Annotated in this window: 27 protein-coding genes; 15 read left to right on the forward strand and 12 right to left on the reverse strand. The window is 52.9% G+C overall.

Going from position 1 to position 25,530, the window contains the following annotated elements; all coding sequences use genetic code 11:
* Positions 1–56: 56 nt before the first annotated feature.
* Entirely contained in the window at positions 57–1,559 is a 1,503-nt protein-coding gene (locus CKO_RS15130; protein WP_024130764.1) for a helicase HerA-like C-terminal domain-containing protein, read from the forward strand.
* Between the two features lie 107 nt (positions 1,560–1,666).
* Here the strand turns inward: CKO_RS15130 and lptG are convergent, their stop codons facing one another.
* The 3 genes from lptG to ytgA form a co-directional block, all read right to left on the reverse strand.
* Positions 1,667–2,749 carry an LPS export ABC transporter permease LptG gene (lptG, locus tag CKO_RS15135; protein ID WP_012134314.1) on the reverse strand — a complete coding sequence of 361 codons (1,083 nt, stop codon included), beginning with the start codon at positions 2,747–2,749 and terminating at the stop codon, positions 1,667–1,669.
* Positions 2,749–3,849: an LPS export ABC transporter permease LptF gene (gene lptF / locus CKO_RS15140; protein ID WP_012134315.1), complete on the reverse strand. Its 1,101-nt coding sequence runs from the start codon at positions 3,847–3,849 to the stop codon at positions 2,749–2,751. Before lptF ends, lptG begins: the two co-directional genes overlap by 1 nt.
* Before the next feature lie 62 nt (positions 3,850–3,911).
* Positions 3,912–3,962: a protein YtgA gene (ytgA, locus tag CKO_RS23645; protein ID WP_211180521.1), complete on the reverse strand. Its 51-nt coding sequence runs from the start codon at positions 3,960–3,962 to the stop codon at positions 3,912–3,914.
* Positions 3,963–4,115: 153 nt separating this feature from the next.
* Between ytgA and pepA the strand changes: the two genes are divergently transcribed.
* The 3 genes from pepA to CKO_RS15155 all read left to right on the forward strand — a co-directional run bounded on the left by pepA (position 4,116) and on the right by CKO_RS15155 (position 9,054).
* Positions 4,116–5,627 (forward strand): leucyl aminopeptidase, encoded by a 1,512-nt coding sequence (gene pepA / locus CKO_RS15145; protein WP_012134317.1) that lies wholly within the window; start codon positions 4,116–4,118, stop codon positions 5,625–5,627.
* A 128-nt stretch (positions 5,628–5,755) separates the two neighbouring features.
* Positions 5,756–6,199: a DNA polymerase III subunit chi gene (gene holC, locus CKO_RS15150; protein WP_012134319.1), complete on the forward strand. Its 444-nt coding sequence runs from the start codon at positions 5,756–5,758 to the stop codon at positions 6,197–6,199.
* Positions 6,199–9,054 carry a valine--tRNA ligase gene (locus CKO_RS15155; protein ID WP_012134320.1) on the forward strand — a complete coding sequence of 952 codons (2,856 nt, stop codon included), beginning with the start codon at positions 6,199–6,201 and terminating at the stop codon, positions 9,052–9,054. Before holC ends, CKO_RS15155 begins: the two co-directional genes overlap by 1 nt.
* Before the next feature lie 39 nt (positions 9,055–9,093).
* Here CKO_RS15155 and CKO_RS15160 read toward each other — a convergent pair whose 3' ends face one another.
* The 4 genes from CKO_RS15160 to CKO_RS15175 form a co-directional block, all read right to left on the reverse strand.
* A complete protein-coding gene (locus tag CKO_RS15160) occupies positions 9,094–9,621 on the reverse strand; it encodes a DUF943 family protein (RefSeq protein WP_012134322.1) in 528 nt (175 codons plus the stop codon).
* Entirely contained in the window at positions 9,618–10,469 is an 852-nt protein-coding gene (locus CKO_RS15165; RefSeq protein WP_012134323.1) for a DUF3289 family protein, read from the reverse strand. Before CKO_RS15165 ends, CKO_RS15160 begins: the two co-directional genes overlap by 4 nt.
* Positions 10,470–10,732: 263 nt before the next feature.
* Positions 10,733–11,257, reverse strand: a complete 525-nt coding sequence (locus CKO_RS15170) for a DUF943 family protein (protein WP_012134325.1) — start codon at positions 11,255–11,257, stop codon at positions 10,733–10,735.
* Positions 11,254–12,108: a DUF3289 family protein gene (locus tag CKO_RS15175; protein WP_012134326.1), complete on the reverse strand. Its 855-nt coding sequence runs from the start codon at positions 12,106–12,108 to the stop codon at positions 11,254–11,256. The genes CKO_RS15170 and CKO_RS15175 overlap by 4 nt, the downstream gene beginning before the upstream one ends.
* 207 nt (positions 12,109–12,315) lie before the next feature.
* On the opposite strand from CKO_RS15175, the gene CKO_RS15180 reads away from it, so the two are divergent.
* Complete coding sequence (locus CKO_RS15180) at positions 12,316–12,816, forward strand: GNAT family N-acetyltransferase (RefSeq protein WP_012134327.1); 501 nt, start codon at positions 12,316–12,318, stop codon at positions 12,814–12,816.
* Between the two features lie 65 nt (positions 12,817–12,881).
* Here the strand turns inward: CKO_RS15180 and rraB are convergent, their stop codons facing one another.
* Complete coding sequence (rraB, locus tag CKO_RS15185) at positions 12,882–13,307, reverse strand: ribonuclease E inhibitor RraB (protein ID WP_012134328.1); 426 nt, start codon at positions 13,305–13,307, stop codon at positions 12,882–12,884.
* 164 nt (positions 13,308–13,471) lie between these two features.
* Here rraB and argF (CKO_RS15190) point away from each other — a divergent pair, with 164 nt between their 5' ends.
* Entirely contained in the window at positions 13,472–14,476 is a 1,005-nt protein-coding gene (gene argF, locus CKO_RS15190; protein WP_012134329.1) for an ornithine carbamoyltransferase, read from the forward strand.
* Between the two features lie 80 nt (positions 14,477–14,556).
* On the opposite strand, the gene CKO_RS15195 is transcribed toward argF (CKO_RS15190), so the two are convergent.
* Positions 14,557–15,009, reverse strand: coding sequence for a YhcH/YjgK/YiaL family protein (locus CKO_RS15195; protein WP_012134330.1), 453 nt, complete (start codon positions 15,007–15,009; stop codon positions 14,557–14,559).
* A gap of 676 nt (positions 15,010–15,685) precedes the next feature.
* Between CKO_RS15195 and arcA the strand changes: the two genes are divergently transcribed.
* The 5 genes from arcA (at position 15,686) to CKO_RS15220 (ending at position 21,204) form a co-directional block, all read left to right on the forward strand.
* Complete coding sequence (gene arcA, locus CKO_RS15200) at positions 15,686–16,906, forward strand: arginine deiminase (RefSeq protein ID WP_012134333.1); 1,221 nt, start codon at positions 15,686–15,688, stop codon at positions 16,904–16,906.
* Positions 16,907–16,916: 10 nt separating this feature from the next.
* Positions 16,917–17,849: a carbamate kinase gene (gene arcC / locus CKO_RS15205; protein WP_012134334.1), complete on the forward strand. Its 933-nt coding sequence runs from the start codon at positions 16,917–16,919 to the stop codon at positions 17,847–17,849.
* A gap of 112 nt (positions 17,850–17,961) precedes the next feature.
* Positions 17,962–18,966: an ornithine carbamoyltransferase gene (gene argF, locus CKO_RS15210; protein WP_012134335.1), complete on the forward strand. Its 1,005-nt coding sequence runs from the start codon at positions 17,962–17,964 to the stop codon at positions 18,964–18,966.
* A gap of 57 nt (positions 18,967–19,023) precedes the next feature.
* A complete protein-coding gene (locus CKO_RS15215; RefSeq protein WP_024130766.1) occupies positions 19,024–20,427 on the forward strand; it encodes a YfcC family protein in 1,404 nt (467 codons plus the stop codon).
* A gap of 288 nt (positions 20,428–20,715) precedes the next feature.
* The gene (locus tag CKO_RS15220) at positions 20,716–21,204 is read left to right on the forward strand and encodes an arginine repressor (protein WP_024130767.1); all 489 of its coding nucleotides are present in this window, start codon (positions 20,716–20,718) and stop codon (positions 21,202–21,204) included.
* On the opposite strand, the gene CKO_RS23065 is transcribed toward CKO_RS15220, so the two are convergent.
* Positions 21,195–21,314 (reverse strand): hypothetical protein, encoded by a 120-nt coding sequence (locus CKO_RS23065; protein ID WP_077956855.1) that lies wholly within the window; start codon positions 21,312–21,314, stop codon positions 21,195–21,197. The two genes, CKO_RS15220 and CKO_RS23065, sit on opposite strands and share 10 nt — an antisense overlap.
* Here CKO_RS23065 and pyrL point away from each other — a divergent pair.
* From pyrL to ridA, 4 genes are all read left to right on the forward strand, one after another.
* Positions 21,294–21,428 (forward strand): pyr operon leader peptide, encoded by a 135-nt coding sequence (pyrL, locus tag CKO_RS15225; RefSeq protein ID WP_024130768.1) that lies wholly within the window; start codon positions 21,294–21,296, stop codon positions 21,426–21,428. The genes CKO_RS23065 and pyrL overlap by 21 nt on opposite strands.
* Before the next feature lie 2 nt (positions 21,429–21,430).
* Positions 21,431–22,366 (forward strand): aspartate carbamoyltransferase, encoded by a 936-nt coding sequence (gene pyrB, locus CKO_RS15230; protein WP_012134340.1) that lies wholly within the window; start codon positions 21,431–21,433, stop codon positions 22,364–22,366.
* An 11-nt stretch (positions 22,367–22,377) separates the two neighbouring features.
* Entirely contained in the window at positions 22,378–22,839 is a 462-nt protein-coding gene (pyrI, locus tag CKO_RS15235; RefSeq protein WP_012134341.1) for an aspartate carbamoyltransferase regulatory subunit, read from the forward strand.
* Between the two features lie 74 nt (positions 22,840–22,913).
* Positions 22,914–23,300, forward strand: a complete 387-nt coding sequence (ridA, locus tag CKO_RS15240; protein ID WP_012134342.1) for a 2-iminobutanoate/2-iminopropanoate deaminase — start codon at positions 22,914–22,916, stop codon at positions 23,298–23,300.
* A gap of 103 nt (positions 23,301–23,403) precedes the next feature.
* Here ridA and CKO_RS15245 read toward each other — a convergent pair whose 3' ends face one another.
* Positions 23,404–24,690, reverse strand: coding sequence for a TRAP transporter large permease (locus tag CKO_RS15245; RefSeq protein WP_012134343.1), 1,287 nt, complete (start codon positions 24,688–24,690; stop codon positions 23,404–23,406).
* A 30-nt stretch (positions 24,691–24,720) separates the two neighbouring features.
* A complete protein-coding gene (locus tag CKO_RS15250; RefSeq protein WP_012134344.1) occupies positions 24,721–25,230 on the reverse strand; it encodes a TRAP transporter small permease in 510 nt (169 codons plus the stop codon).
* Between the last annotated feature and the right edge of the window lie 300 nt (positions 25,231–25,530).

The following is a 25,530-nucleotide window of genomic DNA, read 5'->3' on the forward strand; positions in this document are numbered from 1 at the left end:
GTGAAGAGTACGCCGCAGTTGCCTATACTCCAGGCAGGATAAATGGAGAAAATCTCATGAGTGCACCCCTGTTAATTGCCCGCACGCTGGAAAGCGAACTGTTCCTGTTGCCGGGCATGACCAACCGTCACGGGCTGATTACCGGCGCAACCGGAACCGGCAAAACGGTTACCCTGCAAAAACTGGCTGAGTCCCTATCAGACATCGGCGTTCCGGTATTTATGGCGGATGTGAAAGGTGACTTAACCGGCGTCGCGCAGGAAGGCGAACCTTCTGAAAAACTGCTCGCACGGCTGAAAAATATCGGCATCACCGACTGGCAACCGCACGCTAATCCGGTGGTGCTGTGGGATATTTTTGGCGAAAAAGGTCATCCACTACGGGCGACCGTCTCCGATCTTGGGCCGCTATTGCTGGCTCGCCTGCTGAACCTGAACGAGGTGCAGTCCGGCGTGCTGGATATTATCTTCCGCATCGCCGATGACCAGGGGCTGTTGCTGCTGGACTTTAAAGACCTGCGGGCGATCACGCAGTATATCGGTGATAATGCCAAATCCTTCCAGAACCAGTATGGCAATATCAGCAGCGCATCGGTCGGGGCGATCCAGCGCGGGCTGCTGTCGCTGGAACAGCAAGGCGCGGCGCACTTCTTCGGCGAACCGATGCTGGACATCAAAGACTGGATGCGTACCGATGCCAACGGCAAAGGTATTATCAACATCCTTAGCGCCGAAAAACTCTACCAGATGCCCAAACTGTATGCTGCCAGCCTGCTGTGGATGCTCTCCGAACTGTATGAGCAACTGCCGGAAGCGGGCGATCTGGAGAAACCGAAGCTGGTGTTCTTCTTCGACGAAGCTCACCTGCTGTTCAACGACGCTCCGCAGGTGCTGCTGGATAAAATCGAACAGGTCATTCGCCTGATCCGCTCCAAAGGCGTGGGCGTCTGGTTCGTCTCACAGAACCCTTCCGATATCCCGGACAACGTGCTCGGTCAGCTAGGCAACCGCGTACAGCACGCCCTGCGCGCCTTCACCCCCAAAGATCAGAAAGCGGTGAAAGCCGCCGCGCAAACCATGCGGGCGAATCCGGCGTTTGATACCGAGAAAGCGATTCAGGAACTGGGCACCGGCGAGGCGCTGATCTCCTTCCTGGATGCCAAAGGCAGCCCGTCAGTGGTTGAACGAGCGATGGTCATCGCACCGTGCTCACGCATGGGGCCGGTGACGGACGATGAGCGTAACGGGCTTATCAATCACTCCTCGCTGTACGGCAAATATGAAGACGAAGTCGATCGCGAATCGGCGTATGAAATGCTGCAAAAAGGCGTTCAGGCCACCACCGAGCAGCAAAACAATCCGCCAGCAAAAGGCAAAGAAGTCACCGTTGATGACGGAATTCTTGGCGGGCTGAAAGAGATATTGTTTGGCAGTACCGGGCCACGCGGCGGCAAACGGGATGGTGTGGTGCAGAGCGTCGCCAAAAGCGCAGCGCGTCAGGTAACGAACCAAATTATCCGGGGGATGTTAGGTAGCCTGATGGGCGGTAGAAAACGCTAGCAGAAGGAATCCTGGTTCGCTAAGCGCAGCGCTTGATGGCGCTGCGCTGTATCTGGCCGGATAGCGGCGTAAACGCCTTATCCGGCCAACAACGAGAGAGATCGATTTTACGACTTACGCATCATCAGCCAGAGGCTAATCAGGAAGAACGAGGCGCTTGGCAGCAGCGCGCCGATAATCGGCGGAATGCCATAAACCAGCGTCAGCGGGCCGAAAATCTGGTCCAGAACGTAGAAGACGAAACCAAAGCTGATCCCGGTCACCACACGCACCCCCATCGGCACGCTACGCAGCGGGCCAAAAATGAACGACAGCGCCATCAACATCATTACCGCCACGGAAAGCGGCTGGAAGATTTTACTCCACATATTGAGCTGATAACGTCCGGCGTCCTGGCCGCTCGACTTCAGATACTTCACATAGTTATGCAAACCGCTGATGGAGAGCGCATCCGGGTCCAGCGCCACCACGCCCAGTTTGTCCGGCGTGAGGTTGGTTTTCCAGGTGCCACTCACGGTCTGCGAACCGGTGATCTGTTTCGGGTCTTTCAGGTCAGACTCGTCCACCTGCGACAGACGCCAGACCTTGTTGTCTGCGTCGAACTTCGCAGACGCGGCATAACGCACTGACTGTAAGCGACGCTGATCGTTAAAGGCGTAGATGCTAATGCCCGCCAGCTCTTCGTCGCCCTTCACCCGCTCGATATAGACGAAATTGTTGCCATCTTTCGCCCACAGGCCTTGCTGAGTAGAGAGCAACGAACCGCCGTACATTGCCTGCGCACGGTAGTTACGCGCCATCTGCTCGCCCTGCGGAGCGACCCATTCACCGATGGCCATTGTCAACAGCACCAGTGGAATGGCGGTTTTCATCACCGACAGCGCCACCTGCATCCGGGTGAAACCCGAAGCCTGCATCACCACCAGTTCACTGCGCTGCGCCAGCATCCCCAGCCCCAGCAGCGCACCAAGCAGCGCCGCCATCGGGAAGAAAATCTGCACATCTTTCGGCACGCTGAGCAGGGTATACATCCCCGCGCCCAGCGCATCGTAGCTCCCCTGCCCGGCTTTTTTGAGCTGGTCAACAAACTTGATGATGCCGGAGAGCGACACCAGCATGAACAACGTCATCATGATGGTGGTGAAAATGGTTTTACCGATATAGCGGTCAAGTACACCAAACGGCTGCATTATACCGCTCCTTTACGCAGAAGACGGGCGCGCAGGCGGCGTACCGGCACCGTATCCCAAAGGTTCAGACCAACCGCCAACGCCAGATAGATCAGGTTGACCGCCCACATCCAGATAACCGGGTCCAGTTTGCCCTTACCGCCGTTTGATTTCAGGGAGGTTTGCAGGAGGAAGAACAGCAGATACAGCAGCATAGCCGGCAGCATCGACAGCACGCGCCCCTGTCGCGGGTTAACCACGCTCAGCGGTACAACCATCAGCGCCATCATAAATACGGTGAATACCAGCGTAATACGCCAGTGCAGTTCCGCACGGGCGCGATTGGTATCAGTCTGCCACAGCGTGCGCATATCCATCTGATCGGTATCGTTCGGGTCCAGCGCAACGGCCTGATGACCAATAATCGCCTGATAGTTCTGGAAATCGGTGATACGGAAGTCACGCAGCAGGGCAGTGCCTTCAAAGCGCGTCCCTTTGTTCAACGTCACAACCTGGGAGCCGTCGCGCAATTGCGTCAGATGTCCAGAATCGGCCACCACCACAGAAGGACGGGCGTTGCCTTTCGGGCGGATTTGCGCAAGGAACACATCTTTAAAATCGCTGCCGTCAACGCTTTCAATAAACAGCACGGCGCTGCCATTGGTCGCCTGCTGGAACTGCCCTTGCGCCAGCGCGGCCATGCCAGGATTGGCTTTTGCTTCCGCCAGTACCTCATCCTGGTGTCTGGATGACCAGGGCCCCGCCCACATGACGTTGACAGCGGCGACAACGCCGGTAAACAGCGCCAGCACCATCGCGGCCTTCACCAGCACAGCCCGGCTCAGACCACAGGCATGCATGACCGTTATTTCACTTTCGGTATACAGTTTGCCCAGCGTCATCAACAGCCCGAGGAACAGGCTTAATGGCAGGATGAGCTGCGCCATTTCCGGCACGCCCAGCCCCAGTAGCGAGAGCACCAGATTTGCCGGAATGTCACCGTCAACCGCCGCCCCGAGGATCCTCACTAGCTTTTGACAAAAGAAGATCAAAAGCAGGATGAAAAGAATCGCCAGTTGGCTTTTGAGCGTCTCCCGCACCAGATATCTTATGATTATCACTTTAAATACGCCCGTAAAAACTCGTCTTTTGCAGGAATTTAGCTTGTTTCATGGCTTAAACGTCATTTATTCTCTTGAGTCGTCGAAATCGTCGCTAAAATTATTATACTCAGCGGATTCGCCACTCAGAACGCGTTCTGACGTGCCAATGCCGTAATAACGTTAAGATTAACACGAAGTCACCGCAACTGCGGACATGAGTTACGAAAGCTTGCAATTCTAACTGTAGCCGCCGCCGTTGTCTTTAAGATTCAGGAGCGTAGTGCATGGAGTTCAGTGTAAAAAGCGGTAGCCCGGAGAAACAGCGGAGTGCCTGCATCGTCGTGGGCGTCTTTGAACCACGCCGCCTTTCTCCGATTGCAGAACAGCTCGATAAAATCAGCGACGGGTACATCAGCGCCCTGCTGCGTCGTGGTGAACTGGAAGGAAAACCGGGGCAGACCCTGTTGCTGCACCATGTTCCTAACGTTCTTTCCGAGCGAATCCTCCTCATTGGTTGTGGTAAAGAGCGCGAGCTCGATGAGCGCCAGTACAAGCAGGTCATTCAGAAAACCATCAATACGCTGAATGACACCGGCTCAATGGAAGCGGTCTGCTTCCTGACCGAACTGCACGTCAAAGGCCGCAACAACTACTGGAAAGTACGTCAGGCTGTCGAAACGGCCAAAGAGACGCTGTACAGCTTTGATCAACTGAAGACCAACAAGAGCGAGCCGCGTCGCCCGCTGCGTAAAATGGTCTTCAACGTGCCGACCCGCCGCGAGCTGACCAGCGGCGAGCGTGCGATCCAACACGGTCTGGCGATTGCCGCCGGGATTAAAGCGGCGAAAGATCTCGGCAATATGCCGCCGAATATCTGTAATGCCGCCTACCTGGCCTCTCAGGCGCGCCAGTTGGCTGACAGCTACAGCAAGAACGTCATCACCCGCGTCATCGGCGAACAGCAGATGAAAGAGCTGGGTATGCACTCTTATCTGGCGGTCGGTCACGGTTCGCAGAACGAATCGCTGATGTCGGTTATCGAATACAAAGGCAACCCGTCCGAAGACGCGCGTCCGGTTGTGCTGGTCGGCAAAGGGCTGACCTTTGACTCCGGCGGCATCTCCATCAAGCCTGCCGAAGGCATGGACGAGATGAAGTACGATATGTGCGGCGCGGCGGCAGTGTACGGCGTGATGCGCATGGTCGCGGAACTTCAGTTGCCGATTAACGTCATCGGCGTGCTGGCAGGCTGCGAAAACATGCCTGGCGGGCGAGCGTATCGTCCGGGTGACGTGCTGACCACCATGTCCGGCCAGACGGTCGAAGTGCTGAACACCGATGCCGAAGGCCGCCTGGTACTGTGCGACGTGTTAACCTACGTTGAGCGTTTTGAGCCGGAAGCGGTGATTGACGTCGCGACCCTGACGGGCGCCTGCGTGATTGCGCTGGGCCATCACATCACCGGTCTGATGTCGAACCACAATCCGCTGGCGCATGAACTGATTAGCGCGTCCGAACAGGCGGGCGACCGCGCATGGCGCTTGCCGTTGGGCGATGAGTTCCAGGAACAGCTGGAGTCTAACTTTGCGGATATAGCGAACATCGGCGGCCGTCCTGGCGGCGCAATCACCGCCGGTTGCTTCCTGTCGCGCTTTACCCGTAAGTACAACTGGGCGCACCTGGACATCGCCGGCACCGCATGGCGTTCCGGCAAAGCGAAAGGCGCAACCGGTCGTCCGGTGGCGTTGCTGTCGCAGTTCCTGCTCAATCGCGCGGGTTTTAACGGCGAAGAGTAAGTTTGCATGATTGCCGGATGGCGACGCATATGCGCCTTATCCGGCCTACATGGAGTATTTAACCGTAGGCCGGATAAGCGTAGCGCCATCCGGCTTCGCATTTAAATTCACCACAAGAAGCCCCATATATGAAGAATGCAACGTTCTATATTCTGGACAATGACACTACCATTGATGGCCTGAGCGCCGTTGAACAACTGGTGTGCGACATTGCCGCAGAACGTTGGCGCAGTGGTAAACGCGTGCTGATTGCCTGTGAAGACGAAAAACAGGCCATCCGTCTGGATGAAGCGCTGTGGGCAAGACCGCCGGAGAGTTTTGTCCCGCATAATCTGGCGGGAGAAGGTCCGCGCGGCGGCGCACCGGTGGAAATCGCCTGGCCGCAAAAACGCAACAGCAGCCCGCGTGATATTCTGATCAGCCTGCGTACTGGCTTTGCAGATTTTGCCACCGCTTTCACAGAAGTGATAGACTTTGTCCCTTACGAAGAAACTTTGAAACAACTGGCGCGCGAACGCTACAAAGCCTACCGCGTGGCTGGTTTTAACCTGAATACGGCAACCTGGAAATAATGGAAAAGACATATAACCCACAAGATATCGAACAGCCGCTTTACGAGCACTGGGAGCAGCAGGGCTACTTTAAGCCGAATGGCGATGAAAGCCAGGAAAGCTTCTGCATCATGATCCCGCCGCCAAACGTCACCGGCAGTTTGCATATGGGTCACGCCTTCCAGCAAACCATCATGGATACCCTGATCCGCTATCAGCGCATGCAGGGTAAAAACACCCTGTGGCAGGTCGGTACTGACCACGCCGGGATCGCTACCCAGATGGTGGTTGAGCGCAAGATTGCCGCAGAAGAGGGTAAAACCCGCCACGACTATGGCCGCGATGCCTTCATCGACAAAATCTGGCAGTGGAAAGCGGAATCCGGCGGCACCATTACTCGCCAGATGCGCCGTCTGGGCAACTCCGTAGACTGGGAGCGCGAACGCTTCACCATGGACGAAGGTCTTTCCAATGCCGTGAAAGAAGTGTTTGTCCGCCTGTACAAAGAAGATCTGATTTACCGTGGCAAGCGCCTGGTCAACTGGGACCCGAAACTGCGCACCGCTATCTCTGACCTGGAAGTGGAAAACCGCGAGTCCAAAGGCTCTATGTGGCACATCCGCTATCCGCTGGCTGACGGTGCGAAAACCGCAGACGGTAAAGATTACCTGGTGGTCGCCACCACCCGCCCGGAAACCCTGCTGGGCGATACTGGCGTGGCCGTCAACCCGGAAGATCCGCGTTATAAAGATCTGATTGGCAAATTCGTGGTGCTGCCGCTGGTGAACCGTCGTATTCCGATCGTGGGCGACGAGCATGCCGACATGGAAAAAGGCACCGGCTGCGTGAAGATCACCCCGGCGCACGACTTTAACGACTATGAAGTGGGCCGTCGTCATCAGCTTCCGATGATCAATATTCTGACCTTTGACGGCGATATCCGTGAAAGCGCGGAAGTGTATGACACCAAAGGCGAAGAGTCCGACGTTTACTCCAACGAAATCCCGGCTGAGTTCCAGAAACTGGAGCGCTTTGCCGCACGTAAAGCAGTGGTTGCCGCTATCGATGCCCTCGGCCTGCTGGAAGAGATTAAACCGCACGACCTGACCGTTCCTTACGGCGACCGTGGCGGCGTGGTTATCGAACCAATGCTGACCGACCAGTGGTACGTACGTGCTGACGTGCTGGCAAAACCGGCAGTGGAAGCGGTAGAGAATGGCGATATCCAGTTCGTGCCAAAACAGTACGAAAACATGTACTTCTCCTGGATGCGTGACATTCAGGACTGGTGTATCTCCCGTCAGCTGTGGTGGGGCCACCGCATCCCGGCATGGTACGACGACGCGGGCAACGTCTACGTTGGCCGTAGCGAAGACGAAGTGCGTCAGGAAAACAACCTGAGCGCCGACGTTGCGCTGCGTCAGGACGACGACGTACTGGACACCTGGTTCTCTTCCGCGCTATGGACCTTCTCGACTCTCGGCTGGCCGGAAAACACCGACGCGCTGCGTCAGTTCCACCCGACCAGCGTGATGGTCTCCGGTTTCGACATCATCTTCTTCTGGATTGCCCGCATGATCATGATGACCATGCACTTCATCAAAGATGAAAACGGCAAGCCGCAGGTACCGTTCAAGACCGTCTACATGACCGGTCTGATTCGCGATGACGAAGGCCAGAAGATGTCCAAATCCAAGGGTAATGTTATCGACCCGCTGGATATGGTTGACGGCATTTCCCTGCCGGATCTGCTGGAAAAACGTACCGGCAACATGATGCAGCCGCAGCTGGCTGAGAAGATTGCCAAACGTACCGAGAAACAATTCCCGGACGGCATTGAGCCGCACGGTACTGACGCCCTGCGTTTCACCCTGGCGGCGCTGGCCTCTACCGGCCGCGACATCAACTGGGATATGAAGCGTCTGGAAGGCTACCGTAACTTCTGTAACAAGCTGTGGAACGCCAGCCGCTTTGTGCTGATGAATACCGAAGATCAGGATTGCGGCTTCAACGGTGGCGAGATGACCCTGTCGCTGGCAGACCGCTGGATCCTGGCGGAGTTCAACCAGACCATCAAAGCGTACCGCGAAGCGCTGGACAGCTTCCGCTTCGATATCGCAGCGGGCATTCTGTACGAGTTTACCTGGAACCAGTTCTGCGACTGGTATCTGGAGCTGACCAAGCCGGTCATGAACGGCGGCTCTGAAGCAGAACTGCGCGGCACCCGCAACACGCTGGTCACCGTGCTGGAAGGTCTGCTGCGCCTGGCGCATCCGATCATCCCGTTTATCACCGAGACCATCTGGCAGCGTGTGAAGGTGATTTCCGGCATTACCGCCGACACCATCATGCTGCAACCGTTCCCGCAGTACGATGCCTCCCAGGTGGATGAAGCCGCGCTGGCCGATACCGAATGGCTGAAGCAGGCAATCGTTGCCGTACGTAACATCCGTGCGGAAATGAATATCGCGCCGGGCAAACCGCTGGAACTGCTGCTGCGTGGTTGCAGCGAAGAAGCGATTCGCCGCGTGAACGACAACCGCAGCTTCCTGCTGAACCTGGCGCGTCTGGAAAGCATCACCGTGCTGCCAGCCGATGACAAAGGTCCGGTTTCCGTGACGAAGATTATCGATGGCGCCGAGCTGCTGATCCCGATGGCGGGGCTGATTGACAAAGAAGCCGAGCTGGCGCGTCTGGCGAAAGAAGTGGCGAAGGTCGAAGCTGAAATTGGCCGCATTGAAGGCAAGCTGGCGAACGAAGGTTTTGTCGCCCGCGCACCGGAAGCGGTGATCGCCAAAGAGCGTGAGAAGCTGGAAAACTACGCGGAAGCGAAAGCGAAGCTGATTGAACAGCAGGCAGTTATCGCCGCGCTGTAACTTGATGGAAACGCCGGAGACCCTCTTCGGCGTTTTCTTTTATAAGGCATTTTTTATTCGTACCAGCTTCCCGTCCGGCATGGTGATCCAGTAATACTCTATGTTGCTGAAAGAAAATCTTTCGTAAGATCCCGCGTCGAATTCCACGATTAGCAGCACATTTTTTTCAATACAATTTTCTTTTGTGTTTTTTTGTGGCGGAAAACAAAACAGATCACCATCGCCTGATTTCTCTCCATCGATAAACCCGCCGCCAATATCCCAAAAAACAATATAGTAAGAGGCACTTGTTGGTATATGGTATTTTGCCTTCAGCTCATTTTTGTGCTGCAGATACCAGTGTATCCGTCCCCACTCGGTTAATGCAAAGTGGTTAACTGCAATATCATAAGCCTCAAAATCCATAAAACCACGTTCACTGCTAACATAAAGCCCATGAAAAAGCGTAGGATCATACTCAAATCTCTCGCCAGCCCGAAGGATTGTCACAGGTCGTTGAGCCCAGAGGAGATAACCGCATATCAGCAACACCAAGCTGCCGATAATGACGTTACGTTTCGGCTTCATACGCTTCCCTTAATATGCGCATGGGCATTTAAATTTGTCAGAAATGGTCTGTACGCATAGTCACTATGTCGTTGCAGGAAAAACCAGATGCGGAAGAAGCAGAAATTTTTATAGAGTTCGTTAGCAATATCCTCTCTGCCGAGGCCAAAATGATCCTGCCCTTTAAAAGAAAGTAATCCCTCCCATGACATGGCATAGCGCTGAAAACGCACCAGTTTGATTTGTTGTACATAAATATCATGTACGCTTATCCCCAAGCCATTAAATCTGTCGTTAAAACGGTTGAATTTTGGTAGCTTCAAATGCCTTATTGCTAGGTTAAGACTCGTAAAAAAATTGTAATCCAGACTTGCTTCTCGGTTCAAATACAAATGATAATCTATTGCTTTCTGAATTTTTATCAACACATCATTCGTTCCAGCCCCCCTAATGACTTCTGCGTACGCATGATTCAGACGCTCGCTTGACCAGGGCCGTCCATTACCATAATGAAAATGATCAATCAACTCTCCAATAAGGAAGGCATACTGCCCACTGGCAAATTGCGTAGACAGCACTTTCATCTCATCAAACAAAATATCTGCGCAATACTGGCGACTAATCGGAGTTCCTTGCAATTGTTGATGGTCAAAATTCATAGGATGAATATTAAAGGTGGTCATCATATCAAATTGCAAACACCTGAACGGATCAACACGAGCCGAGATATCCATCACCCCAAGCATCTCAAAATCCCAATCGCTCAAATCACCACACTGCATATCATCAATATAATAATTTTCAAAGCGACGAGATGTGGAAAAAATCTCATACGGAAGAGACATTACTAAAAATGTATCTATATTCATAATGTATCATCCTGACAAATAATATAATAAAGTTTAACTACAAGAGAAAAAATAAGATAATTTCAAAAAATAAAACTTGAGCAATCCGACATAAAAATAAAATTAATGATGAAAATTCTCCCCTGCCGTTATCTCTGTCTTGCATGATTGAAAAGAGGGTGGTATCAAATATAACCATGATGAATTTCTTTGATTGAGTAACAAAATGAGTTCCACACTATTCCCTTCTACACTGCGCCGGAGTTACTCTCCGGCGTTTTATTTTATGCGCTTTTTATTCTAACAAGCTTCCCGTCCGGCATGGTTATCCAGTAATACTCACTGTCACCGAAAGAAAATCGCTCATAACTTCCTGCATCGAAATCCACCTCCAGGAGCATATTTTTTTCGATACAATTTTCTTTTGTATCTTTTTTTGGGGAGAAACAATACAGATCGCTATCGCCTGACTTATCAATATCGATAAATCCGCTACCAATACCCAAAAAAGCAATACTGTATGAGGTACTCGTTGGTATACGGTATTTTCTCTTAAGTTCAGCTTTGTGCTCCAAATACCAGTGAATCCGCCCCCATTCGGTTAATGCCAGGTGGTCAACCGCAATATCATACCACTCCTTGTCAATAAACCCTCGTTTACTGCTGGTATAAAGTCCATGTAAATACATAGGGTCATCTTCGAGTCCGACTTCAGCCCGAAATATAGTCACCGGTCGCTGAGTCCAAAGCAGATAACCACATATCAGCAGTACCAGGCTAACAATGACGACTTCGCGTTTTGACTTCATGCGTTACCCTCAATACAAACATGGGCACTAAAGTTTGTCAGAAACGGCCTGTACGCATAGTCACGATGACGCTGTAGAAAAAACCAGATGCGGAAGAAGCGAAAGTTTTTATATAACGTATTGGTAATATCCTCTTTGCCCAGACCAAAATGATCCTGCCCTTTAAAAGAAAGTAATCCCTCCCATGACATGGCATAGCGCTGGAAACGCACCAGTTTGATTTGTTGTGCATAAATATCATGTACGCTTACCCCCAAACCATTAAATCTGTCGATAAAGCGGTTGAACTTTGGCAGCCTCGAGTCTCTTTTTATCGCTGTTTTGAGTTCCATAAAAAAATTATAGTCCAGGATCACCTGTCGTTCCGAATATAAACGACCATTTATCGCCTTTTGGACTTTCATCAACACATCATTTGTTCCAGCTCCCCTAATGACATCTGCATACGCGCGATTTAGAAGTTCTCCAAACCATAGCTGCCCGTTACCGTAATGGAAATGATCAATCAATTCCCCAATAATAGGGGAATATAACCCTTTAGCGAATTGTACTGACAGTTCTTTCATCTCATCAAACAGAATATCTGCACAATGCTGGCGACTAATAGGCCTACCTTGTGGTTGCTGATGGCCGAAATCCAAAGCCTGCGAATTAAAAGTAGTCATCATATCAAATTGCAAACACCTGAACGGGTCAACCCGAGCAGAGATATCCTTCAACCCCAGAGAGTAAAAATCCCAGTCGTCCAAATCGCCATACTGCATATCATCAATATGATAATCTTCAAAGCGATGGGATGTAGAAAATATCTCACGGGGCAGAGACATTAATAAATACATATCATTAATCATAATTCATCATCCAGATAAATAATATAATCGCGTTTTACTCCGGGAGAAAAATTAAGATAAACTCAAATAATAAAACTTGAGCAATGCAACGAAAACAGCAGGTTAATGATAAAAATTTTTCTCAGAGAGAATAACAGTCTTGCATGTTCGAAAAGAGGGTGGTATCAAATATAACTATGATAATTTATCATTTGATTGAGTAATAAAATGAGTTCTACGCTATTTCCCCTTACGCTACGCCGTCTTACCGCTGACGATAACGCTGCTATCGCCCACGTCATCCGCCAGGTTTCCGCTGAATACGGCCTGACCGCTGATAAAGGTTATACGGTTGCCGATCCTAATCTGGATGAATTGTTCCAGGTTTACAGTCAGCCAGGCGCGGCCTATTGGGTCGTCGAGCAGAACGGTCAGGTGGTGGGCGGCGGTGGCGTGGCGCCGTTAGGCTGTAGCGAACCGGATATCTGCGAACTGCAAAAAATGTACTTTTTGCCGACGGTGCGCGGCCAGGGGCTGGCGAAGAAACTGGCGCTGATGGCGCTGGAGCACGCGCGTGAGCAGGGGTTTAAACGCTGCTACCTGGAAACCACCGCATCCTTACGCGAAGCGATTGGCCTGTATGAACATCTGGGATTTGAGCATATCAGCGAACCGCTGGGCTGCACCGGGCATGTTGACTGCGAAGTCCGCATGCTGAAAACGCTGTAAGTCACCCACAGGCCGGATAAGGCGACGCCATATCCGGCAATTTATGCAAACATTCCGCTTCTGAGTTAGTGGCGTACGCCGTCATCGTCTTCGTCGACGTAATCTTCATCGTCGCCGTCTTCACCCTCTTCGCCGTTCGGATCTTCGAAGTACGTACCCCAGCCGTCATATTCCACGTCAAATTTCTCAGCCAGGTTCATCAGTTGTTCAACCTGAGCATCAATCAGATCGGCATTCAGCGCACATTCGCTGAGGATATCGCAGCAAATCACCGTATCGCCTTCTTCCACTTCCAGCTCTTCCGGCTCGGTCACTTCATAACCGAGTTTGAACGCTTCTACGGCTGCTTTTTCCAGCGTTTCGAAGTCGTCAGCGGAAAAGTGGTGCTCGATAGTGTACAGCGCATCTGGATCGCTGCCATCTTCAAGTAATTCGTCAATAATCAGCCGCGTCTCTTCACGCTGCTCTTCCAGTAGTTCCGGGTTTGCCATGGCTCGTTCCTCATAAATGTCCTGCCGATACTCTTATTGTCACACACCGCTGTCATTGCCTCCACCTTTCCAGGAAAGATTTGTTAAATGGGGTTGCAAATGCATAATCATCCATATAAATTGAATTTTAATTCAACAAATGGCCTTTGCCATGTGAGGGAACCATGTCTACGTTTTATCAGAAACATTTTTTGAAATTACTCGATTTCACCTCCGCTGAACTCACCGCTCTGCTGCAACTCGCCGCCAAACTGAAAGCCGACAAGAAAAACGGCGTAGAAGTCGCCAGACTGACCGGCAAAAACATCGCGCTCATCTTCGAAAAAGACTCGACCCGCACCCGATGCTCTTTCGAAGTTGCCGCATACGATCAGGGCGCTCGCGTAACGTACCTTGGGCCAAGCGGCAGCCAGATTGGGCATAAAGAGTCAATTAAAGACACCGCTCGCGTACTGGGACGCATGTATGACGGTATTCAGTACCGCGGCCACGGCCAGGAAGTGGTCGAAACGCTGGCGGAATATGCAGGCGTTCCCGTGTGGAACGGGTTGACCAACGAGTTTCACCCCACGCAGCTGCTGGCGGATTTGCTGACCATGCAGGAACATCTGCCGGGCAAAGCCTTCAATGAGATGACCCTGGTTTACGCTGGCGATGCGCGTAACAACATGGGAAATTCCATGCTGGAAGCCGCCGCGCTGACAGGGCTGGATTTACGTCTGGTGGCTCCGCAGGCCTGCTGGCCGGAAGCAAGCCTGGTCGCAGAGTGCAAAGCGCTGGCGCAAAAGAACGGCGGCGATATTACGCTGACTGAAGATATCGCAGCGGGCGTGAAAGGCGCGGACTTTATCTATACCGACGTATGGGTGTCGATGGGTGAAGCAAAAGAGAAATGGGCGGAGCGTATCGCACTGCTGCGTCAGTATCAGGTAAACAGCGCGATGATGGCGCAGACCGGTAATCCTCAGGTGAAGTTTCTGCACTGCCTGCCCGCATTCCACGATGATCAGACCACGCTTGGCAAGAAAATGGCCGAAGAGTTCGGTTTGCACGGCGGGATGGAAGTGACCGATGCGGTGTTTGAATCTCCGGCCAGCATCGTGTTTGACCAGGCGGAAAACCGGATGCACACCATCAAAGCGGTGATGGTGGCAACGCTGGCGAAATAACGATTACGTCTTATCCGGCCTACAGATCGTGCTCCCGTAGGCCGGGTAAGACGTTTTGCGTCGCCACCCGGCAATACAACTTACTCGACCAGCAGCTTAACGACCGCTTTGCGTACCTGAGCTGGCGCCCCTACGGCGCACAGCGGCTTATGGACTTCCCCCGGGTAAAAGACCACAAAATCGCCTTCATTAAGGATCACCGTTTTCTCCTCTGCCCCTTCAGGCAAAAACGCGATGTCTTTATCCACCAGCCAGTCAGTTTCCGGCGCGCCCGCAGGCTGGGTGCTGAAGGTCATTCCTTCCTGCCCCTTTAATACGATCTGAATATCGAGATAGCGCGCGTGATACTCCGCACGACGCTTTTCAAACGGCTCGGTCATGTCTTCCGAAACCAGATAAAACAGGCGATTGCCGTCGATATCATGCTTGCCCTTTGCCGTTTCATCCGTCACATGCGCTTTAATATGTTCAATGGCCTGACGCAGCACGTCCGGCAGCCAGGGTTGCAGATTGTGGATATTGCCAACGATCATCACAGACTCCTTAAATAAAACAACGTTTCATTTTTATGGTTATACGAAAAAAACCGCTGCCATACCACTTCTATTTCACGATGTTTTGCGTCAGCGCATGTTTATCGCTGAAGATGTTGTCCGACTGTTAATCGTCATCGAAGATTATGCATATCCTTTGCATAACTTTCCCCCTCCACGTTACAGTAAAAATCTTAACATGCTGTTATAAAAGGGTTTATCAGAAAAACACCTTGTTGATCACACTTCCTTTTCCCTGCATAACCTGCATTTATCACCATAGTTATTTTATGATTTACGTTAAGGTAAAAATAATAAAATAACCCTCCCGCATACCTATGCACAGACAAAAATAAAATATCATAAAATCAACAAGATAGAATCAAATAATAAATTTAGATCATCTACAAATAATTAACAAAAAAGAATAACAAGACATTTTATTGCGTAGTAATTCAGTTATTACTCTCTTTATTTTTCAATTTCTCTGACCTTGCTCATATATTAAATAAGAAAAATTAAATATCCCTTCTGATGTGAAACACATCACATTATCAGACCGAATTAGAATCAATGATGATTTCCGAAAATTAGCTGAACAGTAATGACTGCAAACAATTTAATTATTTGCAGCCACCACTTCTTTATTCCTGAAAATTGAGTAAAAGGTATCGTGATGGAAAAACATTATGTCGGTTCTGAAATCGGTCAATTACGTAGTGTGATGTTACACCGCCCTAATCTCAGTCTGAAAAGACTGACGCCGTCAAATTGCCAGGAGCTGCTTTTTGATGACGTTCTGTCGGTGGAACGCGCAGGCGAAGAGCACGATATTTTCGCTAATACGTTACGCCAACAAGGCATAGAGGTGTTGCTGCTAACCGACCTGCTGACGCAAACACTGGATGTTATCGAAGCCAAGACCTGGCTGCTGGAAACACAAATCTCCGACTATCGCCTGGGCCCGACGTTCGCGGCGGATATTCGCGCCTGGCTGGCGGATATGCCGCACCGGGAATTAGCGCGCCATTTAAGCGGTGGGCTGACATATGGCGAAATCCCCGCCTCGATTAAAAATATGGTGGTTGATACACACGATATTAATGACTTTATTATGAAGCCATTACCCAATCACTTATTTACCCGCGATACCTCATGCTGGATATATAACGGCGTGTCGATCAACCCAATGGCAAAAACAGCGCGCCAGCGTGAAACCAATAATCTGCGGGCAATTTATCGCTGGCATCCACAATTTGCAGATGGCGAATTTATTAAATATTTCGGCGACGAAAACATTAATTACGACCATGCCACGTTAGAAGGCGGGGACGTGCTGGTTATTGGTCGCGGCGCCGTGCTGATTGGCATGTCTGAACGTACCACCCCGCAGGGGATCGAGTTCCTCGCCCAGTCGCTGTTTAAACATCGCCAGGCCGAGCGCGTCATCGCCGTTGAGTTGCCAAAACACCGTTCCTGCATGCACCTCGATACCGTCATGACCCATATCGACATCGACACCTTCTCCGTCTACCCGGAAGTGGTTCGCCCGGACGTCCAGTGCTGGACCTTAACACCGGACGGGCGCGGCGGGCTGAAGCGTACCCAGGAAAGCACGCTGGTACACGCCATCGAAAAAGCCCTCGGCATTGATCAGGTGCGTTTGATCACCACTGGCGGCGATGCCTTCGAAGCCGAACGTGAGCAGTGGAATGACGCCAATAACGTTCTCACCCTGCGCCCCGGTGTGGTGGTCGGCTACGAGCGCAACATCTGGACCAACGAAAAATACGACAAAGCGGGCATCACCGTTCTGCCCATTCCTGGCGATGAACTGGGACGCGGACGCGGCGGCGCGCGCTGCATGAGCTGCCCGCTGGAACGCGACGGCATTTAAGGAAGCGATTATGGACAACAAACCCACTCTGGTTGTCGCACTGGGCGGCAATGCGCTGCTCAAACGCGGCGAACCGCTGGAAGCGGATATCCAGCGCAAAAACATCGATCTGGCGGCAAAAACCATCGCCCAACTGACGCAACAGTGGCGCGTGGTGCTGGTACACGGCAACGGCCCGCAGGTTGGCCTGCTGGCGTTGCAGAACAGCGCCTATGACCGCGTCACCCCCTACCCGCTCGATATTCTGGGCGCGGAAAGCCAGGGGATGATCGGCTACATGCTGCAACAGTCGCTGAAAAACCAGCTTCCGCAGCGTGAAATCAGCGTCCTGCTCACTCAGGTGGAAGTGGACGCCGACGATCCGGCATTCCGCAACCCAACCAAATATATCGGCCCGGTTTATGACGGCGACCAGGCCAACGCGCTACAGGCGGAAAAAGGCTGGATTTTCAAAGCCGACGGAAAAGCGTTTCGCCGCGTAGTGCCTTCGCCACAGCCCAAACGCATCGTTGAGAGCGACGCGATCCGCGCCCTGATCGCCCGCGACCATCTCGTGATCTGCAACGGCGGCGGCGGCGTGCCGGTAGTGGAAAAAGCCGATGGTTTTCATGGCATTGAAGCGGTGATCGACAAAGACCTCTCTGCCGCTCTGCTCGCCAGTCAAATCCACGCGGACGCGCTGCTGATCCTGACCGATGCCGACGCGGTGTACCTCGACTGGGGCAAGCCAACCCAACGCCCGCTGGCTCAGGTAACGCCGGAACTGCTCAGCGAAATGCAGTTCGATGCCGGTTCGATGGGGCCGAAAGTCACCGCCTGCGCCGAGTTTGTCAGCCACTGCCAGGGGATTGCCGGTATCGGTTCACTGGCCGACGGCCCGGCCATTCTCAGCGGTGACAAAGGCACTCTGATTCGACCCGAAACCGTCGATTACGACGCATAAGTCGATTTCTGCCGGATGGCGGCGGTGCCTTATCCGGCCTACAGCACGCGCATAACCGTAGGCCTGATAAGCGCAGCGCCATCAGGTAATTCATTTTAACAAGGACACTGTAATGGCTACTTCACTGAAAAATCGCAACTTTCTTAAACTGCTCGACTTCACTCCGACGGAGATCCAGTACCTGATCGATCTGGCCATCGAGCTGAAAGCGGCAAAAAAAGCCGGGCGCGAGAAGCAAACGCTGGTCGGTAAAAACATCGCGCTAATTTTCGAAAAAACCTCCACCCGCACCCGCTGCGCGTTTGAGGTCGGCGCATTCGATCAGGGCGCACAGGTGACCTATCTCGGGCCAAGCGGCTCGCAGATTGGGCATAAAGAATCCATGAAAGATACCGCCCGCGTGCTGGGCCGGATGTATGACGGCATTGAGTATCGCGGTTTTGGTCAGCAGATCGTTGAAGAACTGGGGCAGTACGCGGGCGTACCGGTGTGGAACGGCCTGACCGATGAATTTCACCCTACGCAGATCCTCGCCGACCTGATGACCATGCTGGAACATGCGCCGGGCAAAACGCTGCCTGAACTCAGCTTCGCTTACCTCGGCGACGCCCGCAATAACATGGGCAATTCGCTGATGGTCGGCGCGGCAAAAATGGGGATGGACATCCGCCTGGTCGCGCCGAAATCCTTCTGGCCGGACGACGCACTGGTGGCGCAGTGCCGCGACATCGCCAGCGTCACCGGCGCGCGCATTACGCTAACCGAGGACGTGGAGGAAGGCGTTTATGACGTAGATTTCCTCTATACCGATGTCTGGGTGTCGATGGGCGAACCAAAAGAGGCGTGGGCGGAGCGCGTCAGCCTGATGAAGCCCTACCAGATCAACCAGCAGGTCATCAACGCCACCGGCAACCCCAACGTGAAGTTTATGCACTGCCTGCCCGCCTTCCACAACGAGCACACCAAAGTGGGCCGTGAAATCGAGGCCGCCTATGGCCTGAAAGGACTGGAGGTGACGGAAGAGGTGTTCGAGTCAGCCCACTCCATCGTGTTTGACGAAGCGGAAAACCGTATGCACACCATTAAAGCGGTCATGGTGGCGACGCTCGGCGACTAACCCCTCCGGGCATGTGCCGCCTGACGACGCATGCCCGTGTTATCTGGAGAGAACACCATGGGCAAATTTAAATTTCCCAGCGCGTATACCATCCTGTTTATTCTTATCGCACTGGTCGCTGTGATGACCTGGATTGTCCCGGCGGGCAAATACCAGATGGCGATGAACCCCACGTTGGGTAAAGAGGTTCCGGTCGCGGGCACCTATGCTCCTGCCGAGTCGCATCCGCAAGGGATTACCGCCGTACTGTTAGCCCCCATTGACGGCCTCTACAACCACGAAACCTATACCGCAGGCGCAATCGATGTGGCGTTGTTTGTACTAATCATCGGCGGCTTTCTCGGCGTAGTGAACAAAACCGGTGCAATCGATGCGGGTATTGAACGCGTCACGGTACGGCTCAACGGCAAAGAGGAGTGGATGATCCCCATACTGATGGGACTCTTTGCCGCAGGCGGGACGATTTACGGGATGGCGGAAGAGTCACTCCCCTTCTACACGCTGTTGGTCCCGGTGATGATGGCCGCTCGATTCGATCCGCTGGTCGCGGCCGCCACCGTGCTGCTCGGCGCAGGTATTGGCACACTCGGTTCGACCATCAACCCTTTTGCCACGGTGATTGCCGCCAACGCCGCCGGAATCCCGTTCACTCAGGGTATGCTGTTACGCATCATTCTGCTGGTCGTTGGTTATGTTATTTGCGTGGTCTGGGTGATGCGCTATGCCCGCAAAGTGCGCAGCAACCCGGAGTTATCTATCGTGGCAGATAAGATGGAGGAGAACCGCGCTCACTTTCTTGGCAACCGTTCCAGCACGCTGCTGGAGTTCACCGCAACCCGCAAATGGATCTTGCTGATTTTCGCCGCCGCCTTTGCCGTGATGATTTACGGCGTCGCGGTTCTCGGCTGGTGGATGGCGGAAATTTCCGGCGTTTTCCTGGCGTCCGCGATTATCGTCGGCGTTATCGCCCGGATGAGCGAAGAGGCGTTCACCAGTACGTTTATCGACGGCGCGCGGGATCTGCTTGGCGTAGCGCTGATTATCGGTATTGCACGCGGCATTGTGGTGGTGATGGATAATGGCATGATTACGCATACCATTTTGCACAGCGCGGAAAATCTGGTATCTGGCTTGTCCACCACCATTTTTATCAATGTCACTTACTGGCTGGAAGTATTGCTCTCATTCCTGGTGCCCTCTTCCTCTGGTCTGGCGGTGTTGACCATGCCGATCATGGCGCCGTTAGCGGACTTCGCCCATGTGCAACGGGATCTGGTGGTGACGGCGTATCAATCGGCGTCCGGGATTGTGAACCTGATTACGCCGACGTCGGCGGTCGTAATGGGAGGTCTGGCGATTGCGCGTGTGCCGTATGTGCGGTATCTGAAGTGGGTCGCGCCGCTGCTGCTGATCCTGACGCTACTGAATATGGCTGTTTTGAGCGTTGGCGCAATGCTGTAACTCCCGCCGGATGGCGCTTCGCTTATCCGGCCTACAAGTTACGCATTTCGTAGGCCGGATAAGGCGCTTTAGCGCCGCCATCCGGCACAGGCCAACAGGTTGCGTATTCCGTAGGCCGGATAAGGCGCTTTAGCGCCGCCATCCGGCAAACGAACGCAGCCAATACGCTTTCTTTTTTGACTGGCTTCTCACTTTCCTGCAAAACCGACCGGTTGATTCGTTATCAATGTGACAAACAGGATGAATTTCGCTAGTCCATTGATATCAATGACAAAGCAAGGTGCATATATGAAGGAATACAATGATTGCTCCGCCAAAGAACAGCAGCAACTGGCGGTATGTCAGCGCCTGATTACAGAAAAAAGTTACTTATCCCAGGAGGAAATACGTCGCGATCTGCAAAACCACGGCTTCGAAGGCATCAGCCAGTCGACCGTTTCACGTCTGTTGAAACTGCTCGGCGTCATAAAAATAAGAAATACAAAGGGACAAAAAATTTATTCCGTAAATCCGCAATTGCGCCCCGCTCCTGACGCTGCGCGATCGATATCCGAGATGGTGGTCAGCGTGGAACACAATAGCGAATTTATCCTTATCCACACGGTGGCCGGTTATGGCCGCGCCGTTGCCAGAATCCTGGATTATCACGCCCTGCCGGAAATTTTAGGTGTGATCGCGGGCAGCAGTATCGTCTGGGTCGCGCCACGGGTTGTACAGCGCACCGGGCTTGTTCACAAGCAAATTAATTATTTATTAAAAATGAATTCTTATTCATGAGAACCGTTTGCGATGAATAAAATGTGCATTAATCGCTTGATCCCATAACATAGCTGAGTATAATCGCGGACAATTTGCCGGGAGGAAGTATGGTTCAGTGTGTACGACATTCTGTCTTACCGCGTCTGAAAACAGACGCTGGACTGCCGTTTTTCTTCCCGTTGCTCACCTATTCCAGGCCCCTCATTGAGGGGCTTTTTTTTTGCCCAGGCGTCAGGAGATAAACATGGCTAACCCGCTATACCAAAAACACATCATTTCCATAAACGACCTCAGCCGCGATGACCTCAATCTGGTCCTGGCGACGGCGGCGAAATTAAAAGCCAATCCACAGCCGGAGCTGCTGAAGCATAAAGTGATCGCCAGCTGCTTCTTCGAGGCATCCACACGCACCCGCCTGTCGTTTGAAACCTCGATGCACCGCCTCGGCGCCAGCGTGGTGGGCTTCTCCGACAGCGCTAACACGTCGCTGGGCAAAAAAGGCGAGACGCTGGCGGATACCATCTCCGTTATCAGCACTTATGTGGACGCGATTGTGATGCGTCACCCACAGGAAGGCGCAGCGCGTCTGGCGACCGAGTTCTCCGGCAACGTGCCGGTACTGAACGCCGGCGACGGCGCAAACCAGCATCCGACCCAGACGCTGCTGGATCTGTTTACCATTCAGGAAACCCAGGGCCGCCTGGACAATCTGAATATCGCTATGGTCGGCGACCTGAAATATGGCCGAACCGTACACTCACTGACGCAGGCGCTGGCGAAGTTTGACGGCAACCGCTTCTACTTTATCGCGCCGGACGCGCTGGCGATGCCGCAATACATTCTGGATATGCTGGATGAGAAAGGCATTGCCTGGAGTCTGCACAGCGCCATCGAAGAGGTGATGGCGGAAGTGGATATTCTGTATATGACCCGCGTGCAGAAAGAGCGTCTGGACCCGTCCGAATACGCCAACGTCAAAGCGCAGTTTGTCCTGCGCGCCAGCGACCTGAACGGCGCGCGTGAAAACATGAAGGTTCTGCATCCGCTGCCGCGTATTGATGAGATCACCACCGACGTAGATAAAACGCCGCACGCCTGGTACTTCCAGCAGGCAGGAAACGGTATTTTCGCTCGCCAGGCGTTACTGGCACTGGTTCTGAATAGCGATCTGGCACTGTAAGGGGAAAAGAGATGACACACGACAATAAACTACAGGTTGAAGCGATCAAACGTGGCACCGTAATCGACCACATTCCCGCGCAGGTTGGCTTTAAGTTACTGACGCTGTTCAAACTGACCGAGACCGATCAGCGCATCACCATCGGCCTTAACCTGCCGTCCGGCGAGATGGGGCGTAAAGACCTGATTAAAATCGAGAACACCTTCCTGACCGAAGAACAGGTTAACCAGCTCTCCCTGTACGCGCCGCAGGCAACGGTAAACCGCATCGATAACTATGATGTGGTGGGCAAATCGCGCCCAAGCCTGCCGGATCGCATCGACAACGTGCTGGTCTGCCCGAACAGCAACTGCATCAGTCATGCTGAGCCGGTTTCATCCAGTTTTGCAGTGAAAAAACGCACAGATGACATTGCGCTCAAATGTAAATACTGCGAAAAAGAGTTTTCGCATTATGTGGTGCTGGCCAACTAATTGAGGTTGGTAATGGGTATCCGGCTCCCTATAATGGCCTGTACCTAATTTACCGCTGTAATTCAGGAGAAATCATGAGCAAAACTATCGCGACGGAAAATGCACCCGCAGCTATCGGCCCATACGTTCAGGGCGTTGACCTGGGCAGCATGATCATCACTTCCGGTCAGATCCCGGTTGATCCAAAAACCGGCAGCGTACCGGATGACGTGTCCGCTCAGGCGCGCCAGTCGCTGGAAAACGTAAAAGCTATCGTCGAAGCCGCAGGCCTGAAAGTGGGCGACATCGTGAAAACAACCGTGTTCGTTAAAGACCTGAACGACTTCGCGACCGTGAATGCGACCTATGAAGCGTTCTTCACCGAGCATAATGCGACCTTCCCGGCACGTTCATGCGTTGAAGTTGCGCGTCTGCCGAAAGACGTAAAAATCGAGATCGAAGCGATCGCTGTTCGCCGCTAAGTCTCCTTAAAAATATGTCTGCGCCGGATGGCGGCTCCGCCTTATCCGGCCTACGGCAGTGCCATTTGTAGGCCCGGTAAGCGCCAGCGCCACCGGGCATTTATCACATCACCCCAAACAGTTTCGGCAGGAACAGCGAGATCGCCGGAATATAGGTCACTAACATCAACACCAGGAAGAGTACCGCGTAGAACGGCAGCATCGCCTTCACCACCTGCTCTATTTTCTGCTTACTCACCGCACTGGCAACAAACAGCACCGATCCCACCGGCGGCGTAATCAGGCCGATCCCAAGATTCACCAGCATGATCATGCCGAAATGCACCGGATCAATACCCAATGCCGTAGTGACCGGCAGCAGAACAGGCGTCAGGATCAGGATCAGCGGCGCCATGTCCATCAGTGTCCCGATCAGCAGCAGCATAATGTTAATGCACATCAGGATGACGTATTTGTTATCTGAAATACTGGTGAACGCCTCGGTAATGCGCATCGGCAGCTGCATGTAGGTCATGATGGCGCCGAATGCGGCGGCGAACCCGATCAGGATCATCACAATGGTGACCGTTTTTACCGTGCGGTACATCAGCTTCGGCAGTTCAGACCATTTGTAGTCGCGGTAGATAAACATAGTGACGAAGAAGGCCCACAGACAGGCGATCGCCGCCGATTCCGTCGCGGTGAAGATGCCAGAGAGGATCCCGCCCATGATGATGACAACCGTCATCAGCCCCCACAGCGTATCGACAAAAATCTTCAACGCCTGGCGAAACGGCACCCGCTCGCCTTTCGGATAACCGCGCTTATGGGCAAAACCGACGCACATCACCATCAGGGTAAAACTTAACAGCAGCCCCGGCAGAATGCCGGCGATAAACAGCGCGGCAATCGACACCGTACCGCCCGTCGCCAGCGAATAAATCACCGAGTTGTGGCTGGGCGGCGTCAGGATCGCCTGTACGGAGCCGCTGGCGGTGACCGCCGCCGCGAAGTCACGCGGATAGCCTTTTTTATCCATCTCCGGGATCATCACCGAGCCGATAGACGCCGTATCCGCGACGGACGAGCCGGAAATCGCGCCAAAAAAGGTAGACGCCACAATGTTCACCAGCGACAGCCCGCCGCGTATAAAGCCGACAAAGATGTAGGCGAAGTTCACCAGGCGACGCGCAATACCGCCCTCCGCCATAATCGCCCCCGCCAGAATAAAAAATGGGATCGCCAGCAGCGAAAATTTGTTCACGCCGCTGGTGAGCTGGATCATGACCGCTTCCAGGGGAATGTCGATATACCAGGCGCCAACGATCGCGCTAATGCCCACCGCGTATGCTACCGGCACCCCAATCGCCAGCATAATGCCGAGCGTAAAGACGAGAATAAATGCATCCATCTGCTTTCCTTTATGAAATGGGGTCGCGCATTAATGGGTTGAGCCCAGCATGACGACAGGACGTTGATACTGCGAACCACGGAAAATTTTCTCGATAATGAAAAGCAGCGTGATGGCAGAGCCGACAGGCAACGGCAGGTAGTTCTCTCCCGCTGATAACAGAGGAAATTCCGCCACCGGCTGTTCCCACAGGTCGTAGCACAGCAGGGAGCCGTACCAGAGGATAAACAGGCTGACGGCCATCAGCATCAGATCCGCCACAATGAAACAGATTCGCTGCGCGCCCTCGCTCAGGCGGTCGGTCACCATGCTGACAGCGATATGGGAACCCGCGCGATAGCTCACCGCTGCGCCAACAAAGGTGAATGTCACCATGCAAAGAATGGCGACCGGTTCCGGCCATGACAGCGCGCTGTTCATCACATAGCGCGCAAATATCCCAACGGGAATAACGGCCACCATAATCAACAGCGCCAATCCGGCAACCCACATTGAGATTCGGTAAAACAAATCCATTACCGACGAATAAAATTCACCCATGGTCGTCCCCTTGAATTAATCTTTAGGTTCAGGCGGATAAAGTCCTTACCCCGCCAGAGGTATTACTTCATATCCTGAATCCGTTTAATCAAATCCTGGCGATCTTTATAGGGTTCGCTGGCAGTTTAAAAAATGCCATGAATAGCGCTAACTGACAGGATAAAAGAGTGCCGGGCTTAACTTACAGTTATATATGACCTTTTACAGCGTAGCCTGCGCAGGCCAACGCATGTAAGAAAGTATTACGATAATTATGTTCATAAAATATGACTGAATGGAAATATTTTTAGCACGCTGTTT

The sequence above is a fragment of the Citrobacter koseri ATCC BAA-895 genome (genome assembly GCF_000018045.1).
In the GTDB taxonomy this organism is placed as follows: Bacteria; Pseudomonadota; Gammaproteobacteria; order Enterobacterales; family Enterobacteriaceae; genus Citrobacter_B; species Citrobacter_B koseri.

What these genes read in the sequence shown, in the direction of transcription:
- arcA (WP_012134333.1), top strand. Translation starts at nt 15,686, where the DNA reads ATGGAAAAACATTATGTCGGTTCTGAAATCGGTCAATTACGTAGTGTG.
- argF (WP_012134329.1), top strand. Translation starts at nt 13,472, where the DNA reads ATGTCTACGTTTTATCAGAAACATTTTTTGAAATTACTCGATTTCACC.
- ridA (WP_012134342.1), top strand. Translation starts at nt 22,914, where the DNA reads ATGAGCAAAACTATCGCGACGGAAAATGCACCCGCAGCTATCGGCCCA.
- CKO_RS23065 (WP_077956855.1), bottom strand. Translation starts at nt 21,314, where the DNA reads ATGTCGTACACACTGAACCATACTTCCTCCCGGCAAATTGTCCGCGAT.
- lptG (WP_012134314.1), bottom strand. Translation starts at nt 2,749, where the DNA reads ATGCAGCCGTTTGGTGTACTTGACCGCTATATCGGTAAAACCATTTTC.
- pyrL (WP_024130768.1), top strand. Translation starts at nt 21,294, where the DNA reads ATGGTTCAGTGTGTACGACATTCTGTCTTACCGCGTCTGAAAACAGAC.
- CKO_RS15220 (WP_024130767.1), top strand. Translation starts at nt 20,716, where the DNA reads ATGAAGGAATACAATGATTGCTCCGCCAAAGAACAGCAGCAACTGGCG.
- CKO_RS15180 (WP_012134327.1), top strand. Translation starts at nt 12,316, where the DNA reads ATGAGTTCTACGCTATTTCCCCTTACGCTACGCCGTCTTACCGCTGAC.
- CKO_RS15245 (WP_012134343.1), bottom strand. Translation starts at nt 24,690, where the DNA reads ATGGATGCATTTATTCTCGTCTTTACGCTCGGCATTATGCTGGCGATT.
- argF (WP_012134335.1), top strand. Translation starts at nt 17,962, where the DNA reads ATGGCTACTTCACTGAAAAATCGCAACTTTCTTAAACTGCTCGACTTC.
- CKO_RS15215 (WP_024130766.1), top strand. Translation starts at nt 19,024, where the DNA reads ATGGGCAAATTTAAATTTCCCAGCGCGTATACCATCCTGTTTATTCTT.
- CKO_RS15195 (WP_012134330.1), bottom strand. Translation starts at nt 15,009, where the DNA reads ATGATCGTTGGCAATATCCACAATCTGCAACCCTGGCTGCCGGACGTG.
- arcC (WP_012134334.1), top strand. Translation starts at nt 16,917, where the DNA reads ATGGACAACAAACCCACTCTGGTTGTCGCACTGGGCGGCAATGCGCTG.
- CKO_RS15165 (WP_012134323.1), bottom strand. Translation starts at nt 10,469, where the DNA reads ATGAATATAGATACATTTTTAGTAATGTCTCTTCCGTATGAGATTTTT.
- CKO_RS15155 (WP_012134320.1), top strand. Translation starts at nt 6,199, where the DNA reads ATGGAAAAGACATATAACCCACAAGATATCGAACAGCCGCTTTACGAG.
- CKO_RS15175 (WP_012134326.1), bottom strand. Translation starts at nt 12,108, where the DNA reads ATGATTAATGATATGTATTTATTAATGTCTCTGCCCCGTGAGATATTT.
- CKO_RS15130 (WP_024130764.1), top strand. Translation starts at nt 57, where the DNA reads ATGAGTGCACCCCTGTTAATTGCCCGCACGCTGGAAAGCGAACTGTTC.
- pyrI (WP_012134341.1), top strand. Translation starts at nt 22,378, where the DNA reads ATGACACACGACAATAAACTACAGGTTGAAGCGATCAAACGTGGCACC.
- pyrB (WP_012134340.1), top strand. Translation starts at nt 21,431, where the DNA reads ATGGCTAACCCGCTATACCAAAAACACATCATTTCCATAAACGACCTC.
- rraB (WP_012134328.1), bottom strand. Translation starts at nt 13,307, where the DNA reads ATGGCAAACCCGGAACTACTGGAAGAGCAGCGTGAAGAGACGCGGCTG.
- CKO_RS15160 (WP_012134322.1), bottom strand. Translation starts at nt 9,621, where the DNA reads ATGAAGCCGAAACGTAACGTCATTATCGGCAGCTTGGTGTTGCTGATA.
- pepA (WP_012134317.1), top strand. Translation starts at nt 4,116, where the DNA reads ATGGAGTTCAGTGTAAAAAGCGGTAGCCCGGAGAAACAGCGGAGTGCC.
- CKO_RS15170 (WP_012134325.1), bottom strand. Translation starts at nt 11,257, where the DNA reads ATGAAGTCAAAACGCGAAGTCGTCATTGTTAGCCTGGTACTGCTGATA.
- CKO_RS15250 (WP_012134344.1), bottom strand. Translation starts at nt 25,230, where the DNA reads ATGGGTGAATTTTATTCGTCGGTAATGGATTTGTTTTACCGAATCTCA.
- holC (WP_012134319.1), top strand. Translation starts at nt 5,756, where the DNA reads ATGAAGAATGCAACGTTCTATATTCTGGACAATGACACTACCATTGAT.